Annotated in this window: 11 protein-coding genes and 1 riboswitch; of the genes, 7 read left to right on the plus strand and 4 right to left on the minus strand. The window is 73.9% G+C overall.

Translation table 11 applies throughout. The features are described from left to right. Positions 1-3 precede the first annotated feature (3 nt). Both ACZ6H8_RS07990 and otnK read right to left on the minus strand, forming a co-directional pair. Entirely contained in the window at positions 4-720 is a 717-nt protein-coding gene (locus ACZ6H8_RS07990; protein ID WP_464146179.1) for a class II aldolase/adducin family protein, read from the minus strand. Beyond that, complete coding sequence (otnK, locus tag ACZ6H8_RS07995) at positions 717-1,952, minus strand: 3-oxo-tetronate kinase (RefSeq protein WP_464146181.1); 1,236 nt, start codon at positions 1,950-1,952, stop codon at positions 717-719. Before otnK ends, ACZ6H8_RS07990 begins: the two co-directional genes overlap by 4 nt. Before the next feature lie 167 nt (positions 1,953-2,119). Here otnK and ACZ6H8_RS08000 point away from each other — a divergent pair, with 167 nt between their 5' ends. From ACZ6H8_RS08000 to ACZ6H8_RS08015, 4 genes are all read left to right on the plus strand, one after another. Then, a complete protein-coding gene (locus tag ACZ6H8_RS08000) occupies positions 2,120-3,484 on the plus strand; it encodes a homoserine dehydrogenase (protein ID WP_464146183.1) in 1,365 nt (454 codons plus the stop codon). Between the two features lie 133 nt (positions 3,485-3,617). Then, positions 3,618-4,937, plus strand: a complete 1,320-nt coding sequence (locus ACZ6H8_RS08005; RefSeq protein WP_464146185.1) for an SLC13 family permease — start codon at positions 3,618-3,620, stop codon at positions 4,935-4,937. A 118-nt stretch (positions 4,938-5,055) separates the two neighbouring features. Then, entirely contained in the window at positions 5,056-6,036 is a 981-nt protein-coding gene (locus ACZ6H8_RS08010) for an aldo/keto reductase (RefSeq protein ID WP_464146187.1), read from the plus strand. Between the two features lie 87 nt (positions 6,037-6,123). Beyond that, entirely contained in the window at positions 6,124-6,738 is a 615-nt protein-coding gene (locus tag ACZ6H8_RS08015; protein WP_464146189.1) for a TetR/AcrR family transcriptional regulator, read from the plus strand. A 31-nt stretch (positions 6,739-6,769) separates the two neighbouring features. Here ACZ6H8_RS08015 and ACZ6H8_RS08020 read toward each other — a convergent pair whose 3' ends face one another. Next, a complete protein-coding gene (locus ACZ6H8_RS08020) occupies positions 6,770-8,527 on the minus strand; it encodes an ABC transporter ATP-binding protein (protein ID WP_464146191.1) in 1,758 nt (585 codons plus the stop codon). Further along, positions 8,524-10,266 carry an ABC transporter transmembrane domain-containing protein gene (locus ACZ6H8_RS08025; RefSeq protein WP_464146193.1) on the minus strand — a complete coding sequence of 581 codons (1,743 nt, stop codon included), beginning with the start codon at positions 10,264-10,266 and terminating at the stop codon, positions 8,524-8,526. Before ACZ6H8_RS08025 ends, ACZ6H8_RS08020 begins: the two co-directional genes overlap by 4 nt. A 109-nt stretch (positions 10,267-10,375) precedes the next feature. Next, a riboswitch (TPP riboswitch) is annotated at positions 10,376-10,470 on the plus strand. On the opposite strand from ACZ6H8_RS08025, the gene thiM reads away from it, so the two are divergent. The 3 genes from thiM (at position 10,462) to thiD (ending at position 13,420) form a co-directional block, all read left to right on the plus strand. Beyond that, positions 10,462-11,280, plus strand: a complete 819-nt coding sequence (thiM, locus tag ACZ6H8_RS08030) for a hydroxyethylthiazole kinase (protein ID WP_464146194.1) — start codon at positions 10,462-10,464, stop codon at positions 11,278-11,280. (Overlaps the previous riboswitch by 9 nt.) Positions 11,281-11,300: 20 nt before the next feature. Then, a complete protein-coding gene (locus ACZ6H8_RS08035) occupies positions 11,301-11,951 on the plus strand; it encodes a thiamine phosphate synthase (protein ID WP_464146196.1) in 651 nt (216 codons plus the stop codon). After that, on the plus strand, positions 11,948-13,420 hold the full coding sequence (thiD, locus tag ACZ6H8_RS08040) for a bifunctional hydroxymethylpyrimidine kinase/phosphomethylpyrimidine kinase (RefSeq protein ID WP_464146197.1): 1,473 nt from the start codon (positions 11,948-11,950) through the stop codon (positions 13,418-13,420). Before ACZ6H8_RS08035 ends, thiD begins: the two co-directional genes overlap by 4 nt. Positions 13,421-13,734 lie beyond the last annotated feature (314 nt).

Genomic DNA, 13,734 nt, shown 5'->3' on the forward strand with positions numbered 1-13,734 from the left:
AGCCTACGAGCGCGCGGGGTCCGCGCCTGCGAGGCTGCCGTACGCGCCCGTCCACGGCATGCCCCAGCGGTCGGCGATCGCCCGCACCTGCTCGGGTGCGATGAGCCGCCGCTCGCCGCTCGCGGTGAGCACGGCGATGCGGCACGCCTCCTCGAGCTCGATCGCAGCACCCACGGCGCCCTCGATCGTCTCGCCCGACACGATGGCGCCGTGGTTCGCGAGCAGCGCGCCGCGGAACGGGTGCGGGCAGTCGGCCACGAGGGCGCCGAGCGCAGCGTCGCCAGGTGCTGCGAACGGCAGCAGCGGCACCTGGCCCACGCGCATGAGCACGTACGGGGTGAGCGGCGGGATCGCCGACTCGTCGGACCACGGCGCGAGGCACGACAGGGCGACGGCGAACGGGGAGTGCACGTGCACGACCGCCGCGTGCTCCGGGGTGCGCGCGTACATCGCCAGATGCAGCGGCACCTCCTTCGACGGCGTCGCGCCGTCGACGAGCACGCCAGCCGCGTCGAGGGTCGCGAGCGCGTGCGCGTCGAGCGCACCGAGGCTCGCGCCCGTGCCCGTCATGACGACACGGTCGCCGACGCGCACCGACAGGTTGCCGGAGGAGCCGGGGGAGAGGCCGGCCTCGACGAGCGCGCGGCCAGCGGCCACGAGCGCCCGCACGGTGGGGTCGAGGGTGGGGTCGACGGCGGGGTCGAGGGATGCGTCGGTCATGCGAGGGCCTCCCACGCGCTCGAGAACAGGTCGGGGGCGCCGAAGTTGCCGCTCTTCAGCACGACGGCGACGTCGTGGCCATCCGAGGTCGTCACGCTGCTCCAGCAGACGCCGGGCGCGAGCTGCGGGCCGATGCGCAGCAGCCCCGCATCGAGCGCCTGCACGACGGCGCCGCTCGTCTCGCCGCCTGCGACGACGACGCGATCGACGTCGCCAGACGCGACGAGACGGGCGACGAGACCGGCGAGCGCGTGCTCGACGGCCGCGGCCGAGGCGCCGGAGGCGTCGGGGCGCACGTCGGCGAGCTCGCCGACGGAGTAGACGATCGGCAGCGCCTCGGCGTCGAGGCCGCGCACCCATGCGGCGAGGCGCTCGGCCTCCGCGTCGGCGTCGACGAGCGCGGCGTCCACGTCGACCTTCCGCATCGCGTGGCCGGCCGCGGCGGCATCGGCGACCTGACCGCGCGTCGCCTCCGACGCGGAGCCTGCGACGACGAGGCGACCGCCGCCGTAGGACGGGAGGGGCGTGGCCCCGTGGCCGCCGGTCGCGTCGATCCCGGCGCCGAGCGCCGCACCGCCGGAGAGGAGGCGCAGGTGCGCGGTCGCCTCGGCGATCGTGCGCACGTCGTCGTCGGTCACGGCATCCACGACGAGGTAGCCGGGGCCCGCGGCGTCGATCGCGGCACGCAGGTCGTCGGCGCCGGCACGCACGACGTCGAGCGCGATCTCGGCGACGGGCGTCGACGTCTGCGGCTGCAGCAGGTCGCGGACGCGGGAGCGCGTCATGGGCGTGAGCGGGTGGTGCCGCATGGGGGAGTCCTCGAGCAGCGTGCCGTGCACGCGCAGCAGGCCGCCCTCGACGGTGCGACCGTTCGCGGGGAACGACGGCACGACGACGGTGCGGTCGACGCCCAGCCGGTCGCGCACGGCGTCGAGCACGGGGCCGATGTTGCCGCGGTCGGTGGAGTCGAACGTGGAGCAGTACTTCACGAACACCCGCTCGGCGCCCCAGCCCAGGAGGCGCTCGAGCGCCGCGGCCGAGTCGGCGACGGCCCGGTCGACGGGCGCGGTGCGCGACTTCAGCGCGACGACGACCGCGTCGACGCCCTCGAGCGCTGCAGCGTCGACATGGCGGTCCTCGACCACGACGGCGGCGCGCAGGCCTCGCGCCTGCAACGTGGTCGCGAGGTCGGTCGCGCCCGTGAAGTCGTCGGCGACGGCTCCGATGTGCATGGGGCTCCTGAGGTCGGTGGCTGCTCGGCCATCGACGCATCGCCGATGACACGACCCACTCTACGTGATGATCTGTGAGGATTATTGACAGGTTGTGAATCTGCGATACCGTGGGCCTCGCTCGCGCACCCCGACGCGGCGACGAACTCGACGACGAACCAGGAACGATGGCGATCCGAAGCATCGCGCCACGGCGCAGCACCCCCATCCGCGTCGCCCTCACGGGCGCGAACGGCGGCTACGGTCGCACGCTGCTCGACCAGCTGCGTCGCCTGCCCGACATGGAGGCCGTGCAGCTCGTCGACCCCGACGTCGCAGGCGTCGGCCGCATGCTCGCCGACCTCGACGTCGCCGCCGACCGCATCGCCGCCCCCGCGACGCAGGCCGAGACCGCCGCCGCCATCGCAGACGGTCGCATCGCCGTCATCGCCGACGCTGCCGCGATCGACTTCGCCTCCATCGACGTGCTCGTGGAGGCCACCGGCCGCATCGACGCCGGCCACGCCTACGCAGACGCCGCGCTCGACCACGGCGTCCACGTCGTCATGGTCTCGAAGGAGATCGAGTCCGTCGCAGGCGTCGCCCTCGCCGCCAAGGCGCGCGAGCTCGGCCTGCGCTACCTGCCAGGCGATGGCGACCAGCCCGCCGACCTGCTGCGCCTGGTCGACTGGGTGCTCGCGTGCGGCTTCGAGGTCGTCGCCCTCGGCAAGTCGAGCGAGTACGACCTCGTCTTCGACCCCGCCACGGGCATCGTCGAGCAGCACGGCGTCGAGATCGCAGCCCCCGGCCTCGCCGATCTGCTCACGCTCGGCGACGACGCGCTCGCGACCGTCGCCGCGCGCGCCGAGCAGGTCGCGACCCTCAAGCGCTCCGCCGCCGCCGACGCATGCGAGATGAACGTCGTCTCGCTGTACACGGGTGCCGTGGCCGACGTCGAGACCATGCACTACCCCGTCGCACGGCCCGACGAGCTCGCCGACCTGTACGCCACCCGCGACGCCGGCGGGCTCATCGGCCGCAGCGGATCCATCGACGTCTTCTCGATGCTGCGCCTGCCAGGCGAGGCGTCGTTCGCAGGCGGCGTGTTCGCCATCGTGCGCACCGGCGACCGGGTGACGTGGACGACGCTGCGCGGCAAGGGGCACGTCGTGTCGCGTGCCGGAGACTTCGCCGCCATCTACTGGCCGTACCACTACATGGGCATCGAGACGCCGCTCACGATCGCCGCCGCCGTCGACGGCACCTCGCACGTGCGAGCGCCACGCCAGCACACGATCATGGCCGCCCGCACCAGCGAGGCGCTCGCAGCGGGCACCGTCTTCCGCGTCGAGGGGCATCACCACGAGATCGCAGGCGTCGCACCCGTGATCGTCGACCCCGACGCCGGCGAGATCGCCCCCTACTACCTGCTCTCGGGGGCGACGCTCGCCCGCGACGTGCCCGCAGGCGAGCTCGTGACGCTCGCCGACCTCGACGACGTGCCCGCGGCGGCCCTCGAGGCGTACCTCGCCGGCCTCGCACTCGGCGTCTGAGTCCGACCCGCGCCGCAGGCTCCGCTCCGCCACCCACGCCACCCGTCCACCACCGCACCAGCACCGCACAGCCGAGGAGATCGACGACGATGCACCTTCCCACCACCACCGACACGAGCACCGAGGCGATCGCATGATCGAGGTCATCGCCCTCGTCGTCCTCGTCGCCGTCTTCGCCATCTCGGCGATCCGCGGCGTGCACATGGGCGCGCTCGCGTTCGTCGCAGCGCTGCTCGTCGGCGTGCTCGTCGTGGGCGAGCCGCTCGACGACGTGCTCGGCGGCTTCCCCGTCGACGCCCTGCTCATCCTGCTCGGCATCACCTACCTGTTCGGCATCGCGCGCACCGTCGGCGCCGTCGACTGGCTCGTCGACCGCTCGGTGCGCCTCATCGGCGACCGCGTCGCGCTCATCCCGTGGGCCATGCTCGTCGTCGGCACCCTCGTGGCCTGCCTCGGCACGTCGCACGCGGCCTTCACGATCGTGCCGATCGCGATGAGCCTCGCGCACAAGCACCGCATCCACTCGACGATGATGGGCATCTTCATGTCGTCGGCGATCGTCGGTGGCGCGCTCGCCCCCACGAGCATCGTCGGCATCACGGTCATGACGGTCGCGAGCACCGCCGACATCGCCTACAACCCCGCGCTCATGTTCGGGCTGTCGATCGGCATCAACGCGCTCGTCTCGACCGTCGCGTTCTTCATGTTCGGCGGTCGCGAGCTCATCGCACGCGGCCGCGCAGCGAAGGCCGCGGCTGCGGACGGCGGCTCGCTCGGTGGCGGCGGCGGGTCGACCGTGCAGGTCGCGACCGAGACGACCGCGCCCGTGCGCCTCAGCCGCTTCGGCGCGCTCACGCTCGTCGCGATCCCCGTGCTCATCGCCGGCTTCGCGACCGTCACGATGCTCGAGATCGACCTGAACCTCGGCGCCGTGGCGCTGACGCTCGCCGTGCTGCTCGCGTTCGTCGACCCGAAGGTCGGCAAGGAGGCGCTCGGCAAGATCGACTGGAACACGATCCTGCTGCTGGGCGGCATCATCACCTACGTCGGCGTGCTCACGCGCCTCGGCGCCATCGACCAGCTCGGCGAGGTGGCGCGCTCGGTGAGCATCCCGCTCGTCGCCGCGTTCGTCATGTGCGTCATCGCGGCGCTCGTGTCGGCGTTCGCCTCGACGATCGGCATCATCGGTGCGCTCATCCCGCTCGCCGTGCCGCTGCTCGTGCCCGGTGGCGGCCTCGAGATGACGGGCTTCATCTACGCCCTCGCCATCTCGGCGTCGCTCGTCGACTGCGCGCCGTTCGGCACCACGGGGGCGACGATCGTCGCCTCCGGCCACGAGAGCGAGCGGCCGCGCCTCTACCGGCACCTCGCGACGTGGGGACTGTCGATGGTCGTCATCGGCCCCGTCGTCACGCTGCTGCTGTTCGTCGTGCCGTTCCTCGGCGTCGGGTAGCGCCGGGAGACCCGCATCGCTCGCGGCGACGTCCTGCTGGACGTCGCCGCGTCGGCGTGCCGCCTCCGTCGCACGCGGCACCCTCGGCGGAACGCCCGCGTGCTGCGAGGATGACGCCATGGAACGCACCAGGATCGGCACGAGCGGCCTCGACGCGTCGAGGGTGACGCTCGGCTGCATGAGCTTCGGCGAGCCCGACGTCGGCAACCACGGCTGGACGCTGCCGGAGGAGGAGTCTCGCGGCTTCATCCGCCGCGCGCTCGAGCTGGGGTTCACGTCGTTCGACACCGCCAACTCGTACTCGGCGGGTCGCAGCGAGGAGATCGTCGGGAAGGCCCTCGGCGACTTCGCCAGGCGCGAGGACGTCGTCATCGCCACGAAGGTGTACTTCCCGATGCGCGAGGGCGTCAACGGGCGCGGCCTGTCGCGCGGCCACATCCTCGAGTCTACGCATGCGAGCCTGCGACGCCTCGGCACCGACTACGTCGATCTGCTGCAGATCCACCGGTTCGACCCGACGGTGCCCATCGAGGAGACGCTGCAGACCCTCGACGACCTCGTGCGCTCCGGGAAGGTGCGCTACATCGGGGCCTCGTCGATGTGGGCGTGGCAGTTCGCGAAGCTGCAGCACACGGCGACGATGCACGGGTGGACGCGGTTCGTCTCGATGCAGGCGCAGTACAACCTGCTCACGCGGGAGGACGAGCGCGAGATGTACCCGTTCTGCCTCGACTCCGGCGTCGGTGCGCTGCCGTGGAGCCCGCTGGCGCGCGGCAAGCTCACGAGGCCGTGGGATGCGGCGTCGTCACGCTTCGCGACCGACGCGCTCGCGCCCAGGCTGTACCGCCAGGCAGAGGACTCCGACCGCCGCATCGTCGACGCCGTGCTCGAGATCGCTGCGGAGCGGGAGGTGCGACCTGCGCAGGTCGCGCTCGCATGGGTGCTGCACCAGCCCGTCGTGTCGTCGCCGATCGTGGGCGCGACGAGGATGCAGCACCTCGACGACGCGGTCGCAGCGGCCGACCTCTCGCTCACGGACGACGAGCTGCGGCGCCTCGAGGAGCACTACGTGCCCCACGCGATGGAGGGCTTCGTCTGAGCGCTTCGGGGGACAGATCGCCCCCGAGGTGTCACGATCGGCATCCGGTGCTCGTCTTCAGCACGGAGGACCCGAGTGCAACGAACCATGATCATGACGTCCGATGCGGCGTCCGCGCCCCGTGCTCCGCAGACCGCGGTCGCCGCGAAGCGGGTGGCGCAGATCGTCGACGCCGCGGCACGCATCGTCGCCGAGCGCGGCGCAGAGCGCCTCACGACCGCCGCGATCGCCCAGCAGGCGGGCCTGGCGATCGGCAGCATCTACCGCTACTTCCCCGATCGCGTCGCGATCCTCGCCGAGCTGGGTCGACGCAGTCGCGAGCGGCTGCACCAGCGGCTCGACGCGGCCTTCCGCCTCGGGCACCCCACGCTCGAGCAGGCCGTCGACGCGTTCGTCGACACCGTCGCGCAGCACTACCGCATCGAGCCCGGCGTGCGCTCGCTCGGCATGGGCGACCGCATCGACCTCGGCCCGGACCGCGAGCGCTGCGCGTGGGCCGAGATCGCCTCGCCCGTCGTCGAGGCGCTCGTGCGCGACCACGGGGTGCCGATGCCGGTCGCGACCGTCGCGCTCGACACCGCAGGGCCCATGGTCGACGCGCTCGTCGAGCTCGCCTTCCGCGAGCATGCCACCGCCGAGCCCACGTTCCTGCACCACGCACGGTTGCTCGCGAGGGGATCGATGCGCCGCGTCGTCGGCTGAGCCCTCCGCCCGTGGCGGGCAGTTCGTCGGCTCAGCCCGACGCCTCGCCTGAGCGCTGCGACGACCACGCCGACCACAGCGACGCGTAGGCGCCGCCGGCAGCCGCGAGCTCGTCGTGGGGGCCGTCCTCGACGATGCGCCCCGCGTCGAGCACGAGGATGCGGTCGGCGTCACGGGCCTGCGACAGCCGGTGCGCGACGGACAGCACCGTGCGACCGGCGAGCGCGCGGCGCGCCGCGGTCTCGAGCGCGCGCGCGTCGTGCGTGTCGGCGTCGGCGGTCGCCTCGTCGAGCACGACGACGCTCGCCGACGACAGCAGCACACGGGCGAGCGCGATGCGCTGCGCGTCGACCGCCTCCACGTGCGCGTGCCCGTCGCCGACGAGTGCGTCGAGGTCGCCGATGCGGGTGCGCCACGCGCCCGCCACGGCATCCATCGCCGCGGAGAGCGCGGCGTCGTCGGCCGACCGCGCTCCGATCGCGAGGTTCTCGCGCAGCGTGCCGGAGAACACGTGCACGTCCTGCCCGACCATCACGACCCGCTCGGCGCGCGACGCCTCGTCGAGCGTCACGGGGTCGTGGCCGTCGACGGCCACGGTGCCCGTGCGGGGCTCGAGCAGGCCGACGATCGCGCGAGCGAGCGTCGTCTTGCCGGCACCCGACGAGCCGACGACCGCGACCCACTGCCCGCGAGGCACCGACACGTCGATCCCGTGCAGCGCGTCGGGACGCTCCGGGTAGCCGGCGCGCAGCCCGGTCACGGCGATCGCCGTGGCGGTCGGCTCGTGGGCGGCGACGGCGACACCCCGATCGACGGGTGCCGAGTGCACGACGCCCACGATGCGCGACAGCGCCGCCGATCCCGCCTGCAGGTCGTCGACGAGCATCACGAGCACGCCGAGCGGGCCGAAGAGCGCGAGGAACAGCAACGATGCCGTCGTCACCTCGCCGACGCTCACGGCACCGGAGCCGGCGAGCCAGCCGCCGACGGCCAGCACCGACACGAGCCCAGCCGCCTCGGCCATGTTCATGCCGAATCCGAGCCGCGCCTGCACCAGCCGCGTGCGCAGCGCCCATCGCAGCACCGTCCACGAGCGGTCGCCGATGCGCTCGCCGGCCGCTGGCGTCCAGCCGAACGCCTGCAGGGTCGGCAACGAGCGCATGGCGGCGAGCATCTCGCGCGAGCGCGCAGCGACCGCGGCGCGCTCCGCGGCGTACACGCGCGGCGCGCGGCGCAGATACGCCCGGAGCGCGATCGCATGCACGGGCACGACGGCGAGCATCGCGACGAGGAGCAGCGGATGCAGCGCCAGCAGGCCGATGGCCGTCGCGACGACCGCGAAGAGCGCACCGGCGAACGCGGGCAGCGCCTGCGTCGTCACCTCGCCGACCGCCTCGACGTCGTCGGTCGTGCGCGCGACGAGCTCGCCGTCGGGGATGCGGTCGACGGCGACGGGCGAGAGCGACAGCGCCGCGACGACGACGTCCTCGCGCAGGCGCGCGAGCGCCGACTCGAGCACGGCCGACAGCACGATCGCGCCGGCGGCCCCCACGACGGACCCGCCCACGACGCCGACCGCGACGAGCACGATCGCCGGCCACAGGGCGCCGCCGTCGACGACGACGTCGACGAGCATGCCGAGCCCGGCGGGCACGGCGAGCCCGGCTGCGGCGGTGCCGGCGAGCAGCACGAGCGCGCCGGCGAGCGTCGCCGGGCGTCTGCGCAGGATGCGCCACGCGAGTCGCGCCGTCTGGCGACCGGATGCGATGGGCAGGGTCGCGGCGCTCACGAGATCGCTCGCACGTAGGCGGCGTTCGACGCCATGAGCGCGTCGTGCCCGTCGATCGCGGCGACGCGTCCCGCCTCGAGCACGACGACGCGGTCGGCACGTGCGAGCAGCTGCGGCGTCGAGCAGACCACCACGACGGCGCGGCCGGCGAGGGCGTCGCGCATGCGCTCCGCGATGCGCAGCTCGGTGACGGCGTCGACGGCGGTCGTCGGGTCGTGGAGCACGAGCGCGGGGGCAGGAGCCGCGTAGGCGCGAGCGAGGGCCAGGCGCTGCCGCTGCCCGCCCGACAGGGAGCGTCCCGAGGGTCCGACGTCGGTCGCGATCCCGTGCGGCAGCGTCGCGAGCGCGTCGTCGAACGCCGAGGCGGTCAGCGCGCGGCGCGCGTCGGCGTCGGTGCCGCGGCCGTGCACGTTGCGTGCGACCGATCCGGCGATCGCGTGGGCCGCATGGGGTGCGGCGACGACGTGCTCGTGGCGGCGCATGGCGGGCAGGGTGGCGAGGTCGTGCCCATCGACGTGCACCGAGCCGACGTCGGGTGCTCGGGTGCCGCCGAGCAGCGCCACGAGCTCGGCGGCCGCAGGAGCGTCGGCGACGACGCCTACGATCTCGCCGCGAGCGACGTGCAGCGACACCCCGCGGAGGTGCTCGCCTGCGACCCGCTCGACGCGGATGCCGTGCTCGCCTCCGTCGCCTCCGTCGCCTCCGTCGTCGGCGTCGCCTCCGCCGGCATCGCCAGCGGCATGCGAGGTCGGCGCCTGCAGCAGCGACAGCACACGCGACGCGGATGCCGTGGCGCGCGCCCAGGTGGCGCCCACCTCGACCGCGAGCGCCTGCAGCGGACCCATGACGACCTGCACGACGCCGACGACGGTGATGAGCTGGCCGACCGAGATGCTGCCGCCGAGCGCCAGCGCCACGGCGGCGATGCCGATGCACGCGACGAAGGATCCCGTCGAGATGCGCGACACCGCCACGAACCACGCCTCCGTGCGCCGCGCTGCGAGGGCCACATCGAGCGCGCGACCGCTCGCGCGTCGGTAGCGGTCGCCAGCCTGCGCCGTCGCGCCGAGCGCCGACAGGGTGCGGAACCCGCCGATGACGTCGGCGGCGAGCGTCGCGGCATCCGCCGTCACCTGCTGCTCGGCCTCCGCGCGCTCGCGCAGCGCCCGCCCGACGCGGTCGAGCGCGAGCAGGAACAGCGGGCCGCCTGCGATGACGGCGACGCCGAGCGGCCACGAGATGCTGACGAGCACGATGCCCGCCACGACGACGGCGGCGAGCTCGGCGAGCGGGAAGACGAGCAGCATGACGCCGCCGGAGACGGTCTGCACGTCGGAGCCGCCGATGCCGAGCAGCTCACCGGCCGAGCGCGGCCTGTCGCCGAAGCCGCGTGGGTCGAGCATGCGCCACGTCGTGCGCATCCGCAGGCCGTGGTGCGCCTCCTCCATGCCGCGCAGCCCGAAGAGGATGCCGACCTGGAACGCGAGCGCGAGGGTGAGGAACACGGCCACGAGCACGCCGAGCCATGTCCACAGCGCGATGGGATCCTGCGCGACGATGCCGCGGTCGATGACGAGTCCGACGACGACGGGCACGGCGATCTCGCACACCTGGTGCACCGTGATGCCCGCGAGACCGGGCAGCGCACGACGCCACGCGCCGAAGGCCGTGCGCGCCACGAGACGCCTGGGGCCCGCGGTGCGCTCGGGGAGGGGGGACGCGTCGGCGCGCGCGGGCATGCGGGAACCTTCCGGGACTGGGAGGCACGCGCACGATCGCAGGCGCGGCCATCAGTAAGGGTACCCTCACCGGTGCGCTGCCTGGGATGCGTGCTCGTGCTACGGTCGTCGGCACGACACGGGGTGCCCCGACCGGGGCTGAGAGCACACCCGTCGAACCTGATCGAGCTCGTACTCGCGCAAGGGATGTCATCCATGGCACACGTCCACCACGTCCACGCCACGCCCTCCGAGGCGTTGGCAGCAGTGCGGGCGGCGTCGCCGCTCGCGCAGTGCATCACGAACCACGTCGTCGCCGGCTTCACGGCCAACGTGCTGCTCGCGCTCGGCGCGAGCCCCGCGATGGTCGACATCCCCGACGAGGCCGGCCTGTTCGCGGGCGACGCGGGCGGCGTGCTCGTGAACCTCGGCACACCCACCCTCGAGCAGTGCGCCGCGGCGCGCGAGGTCGTCGTCGCCACCGACCGCTGGGTGCTCGACCCCGTCGCCGTCGGCGCCCTGCCGGTGCGCACGGCGCTCGCGCACGAGCTGCTCGGGCACGGGCCGGCGATCGTGCGCGGCAACGCCTCCGAGGTGCTGGCGCTCGCGGGCGCAGGGCGCGGCGGGCGCGGCGTCGACGCGACGGACGGACCGGATGCAGCTGCCGACGTCGCCGTGCGACTCGCGACCGACACCGGCGCGGTCGTCGCCGTCTCGGGCGCCGTCGACCTCGTGACCGACGGCGCGACGATCGTTCGCGTGCCCGGCGGCTCGCGCCTGCTGACGCAGGTCACGGGTGGCGGCTGTTCGCTGGGTGCGACGATGGCGGCGTTCCTCGCGGTGTGCGCGCCGCTGTCGGCCGCAGTCGCGGCCTCGTTCGTGCACGCGCGCGCCGCCGAGCGAGCTGCGGAGGTCGCCTCCGGGCCCGGATCCTTCGCGGTCGCGTTCGTCGACGCGCTCGCGAGCCTCGAGCCCGCCGATCTCGACGATGCTCGGCTGACGCGCACGAGCGTCGAGCAGGTGATCCCGCGATGATCTCGGCAGGGGTCGGGGGCGTGCATCTCGTCACCGACGAGCGGCTCGACGTCGATGCGCTCGTCGCCGTCGTCGACGCAGCGATGGCTGCAGGCATCGCGGTCGTGCAGCTGCGGGCGAAGCGCGCGAGCGCTCGCGAGCTCGTGGAGCAGTCGGTGCTGCTGTCGAGCGTCGTCGCGGGGCGCGCGCTGCTGCTCGTCGACGACCGGCTCGACGTCGTGCTCGCGGCCCGCGACGCCGGTGCACGCGTCGACGGCGTGCACCTCGGGCAGCGCGACGTGTCGCCTGCCACTGCACGCAGGCATCTCGGGGCCGACGCCGTCGTGGGGTGGACGGCGTCGACGCACGGGCACCTCGCCGAGGCCGCGGCGATGCCGGCCGGCACGCTCGACTACCTCGGCGTCGGCGTGCTGCGGGCGACGGCGACGAAGCCCGACCATCCGCCGGCGCTGGGCGTCGCGGGCATCGGCGCCCTCGCGGCCGCGACCGACCTGCCATGCATCGCGATCGGTGGCGTCGCCGTCGACGACGTCGCTGATCTCGCCCGTGCCGGCGTCGCAGGCGTCGCCGTCGTGTCGGCCGTGAGCGCCGCGTCCGACCCCGGTGCCGCGGCAGCCTCGCTCGTCGACGCGTGGCGTGCCGCCGTCGCGCAGGCCGGAGCTCAGGCGTGACCGGCCGGGTGCCGCGCGTCGTGAGCGTGGCCGGCAGCGACCCGTCTGGAGGCGCGGGCATCCAGGCCGATCTGAAGGCGATCGCCGCGCACGGCGGCTACGGCATGGCCGTCGTGACGGCGCTCACCGCGCAGTCGACTCGGGGCGTGCGTGCCGTGCACGTTCCGCCGCCGTCGTTCCTCGACGAGCAGCTGCGCACGCTGAGCGACGACGTCGTCATCGACGCCGTGAAGCTGGGGATGCTGCACTCGGCTCCGGTCGTCGCCGTCGTCGAGCGGTGGCTGGCCGACGTGCGGCCACCGATCGTCGTGCTCGACCCCGTCATGGTGGCGACGTCGGGCGATCGTCTGCTCGGTGTCGACGCCGAGGTCGCGATCCGTCGACTGTGCGCCGTCGCCGACCTCGTGACCCCGAACGTGCCGGAGCTCGGCGTGCTCGTCGGCGAGCAGCGAGCCGCGTCGTGGGACGATGCGCTCGCACAGGCGCGGACGCTGCACGCACGCACGGGCGCTGCGGTGCTGCTGAAGGGTGGGCATCTGGCGGGCGACGAGTGCCTCGATGCGATCGTCGACGCCGATGGGACGCACGTCGTGCGCGGGCCGCGGCTCGCGGCGACGTCGACGCACGGCACGGGGTGCACGCTGTCGTCCGCGATGGCGACGCTCGCGGCCGGCGGTGCCTCGTGGCGGGATGCGCTCGAGCGCGCGAAGCCGTGGCTCGCAGCGGCGATCGCGGCGGGGGAGTCGCTGGCCGTCGGCGGCGGGGCCGGCCCCGTCGACCATCTGCACGAGCTGCGTCCGTCGCTGCCGAGCACGTCGTGGACTGCGGGTGCGTGGATGCGGACGGCGGCGGTGCGTGCCGACGTCGACGCGTGCGCCTTCGTGCGCGGTCTGGGCGACGGTGGGCTGGAGCGGGAACGGTTCCGCTGGTATCTCGCGCAGGACGCGCTGTACCTCGGCGAGTACGCGCGTGTGCTGGCGCGTGCGAGCGCCCTCGCCCCGTCGGGGGCCGAGCAGGCGTTCTGGGCACGGTCGGCGGCCAGCGCCATCGAGGAGGAGGCGAGCCTGCATCGCAGCCACCTCGATCGTGTGCTGGAGGCGGCCGGGACGGAGGCGGCGCCGGCGACGCGTGCGTACGTCGACCATCTGCTCGCGGCATCGCACGGTGCGTACGCGGAGGTCGTCGCAGCGGTGCTGCCGTGCTTCTGGCTGTACGCCGACGTGGGGGTGCGGCTCGCGGCCCTCGACGCCGCCGACCATCCGTTCCACGACTGGCTCGGCACGTACGGCGACGAGGCGTTCGCGGAGGCGACGAGACACGCGATCGCCATCGCGGATGCCGCGGCACGTGCGGCGTCGCCGTCGGTGCGCGCCCGCATGGACGCGGCATTCGACCGCTCGATGGCGCTCGAGCTGGCGTTCTTCGAGGCGCCGCTCGCGGGGGACGTCGACGTGCTGGCGGTGCGCTGACCTGGCGCTCGTCGTCGGCATCCTGCTGCGTGCGGTGCTGCGCGGCTGGCGACGCGCGGCCTGACGTCAGAAGGGCGCGTCGGCGTCGTCGTCTCCGTTGCCCCATCGGTCTGCTGGGTCGGGGCGGCTGGATGGGGGTTGCAGGTCTGTGAAGGTCGGTCCTGCCGGTGGTGGCTTGTCGATGTAGGTGTGGCCGAGTGGTGATCGCCAGCGGAGCTCGCCGGGGTGTGGGTGCGTGACGGTCCAGGCGGTGGCGTGCTTGAGGGTGTGGTGTCGTCTGCAGAGGTGGGCGAGGTTGCCGAGCGCTGTGGTGC

It is taken from the genome of Agrococcus sp. AC640b (assembly GCF_979255995.1).

What these genes read in the sequence shown, in the direction of transcription:
- otnK (WP_464146181.1), bottom strand. Translation starts at nt 1,952, where the DNA reads ATGCACATCGGAGCCGTCGCCGACGACTTCACGGGCGCGACCGACCTC.
- ACZ6H8_RS07990 (WP_464146179.1), bottom strand. Translation starts at nt 720, where the DNA reads ATGACCGACGCATCCCTCGACCCCGCCGTCGACCCCACCCTCGACCCC.
- ACZ6H8_RS08015 (WP_464146189.1), top strand. Translation starts at nt 6,124, where the DNA reads ATGATCATGACGTCCGATGCGGCGTCCGCGCCCCGTGCTCCGCAGACC.
- ACZ6H8_RS08005 (WP_464146185.1), top strand. Translation starts at nt 3,618, where the DNA reads ATGATCGAGGTCATCGCCCTCGTCGTCCTCGTCGCCGTCTTCGCCATC.
- ACZ6H8_RS08010 (WP_464146187.1), top strand. Translation starts at nt 5,056, where the DNA reads ATGGAACGCACCAGGATCGGCACGAGCGGCCTCGACGCGTCGAGGGTG.
- thiM (WP_464146194.1), top strand. Translation starts at nt 10,462, where the DNA reads ATGGCACACGTCCACCACGTCCACGCCACGCCCTCCGAGGCGTTGGCA.
- ACZ6H8_RS08025 (WP_464146193.1), bottom strand. Translation starts at nt 10,266, where the DNA reads ATGCCCGCGCGCGCCGACGCGTCCCCCCTCCCCGAGCGCACCGCGGGC.
- ACZ6H8_RS08000 (WP_464146183.1), top strand. Translation starts at nt 2,120, where the DNA reads ATGGCGATCCGAAGCATCGCGCCACGGCGCAGCACCCCCATCCGCGTC.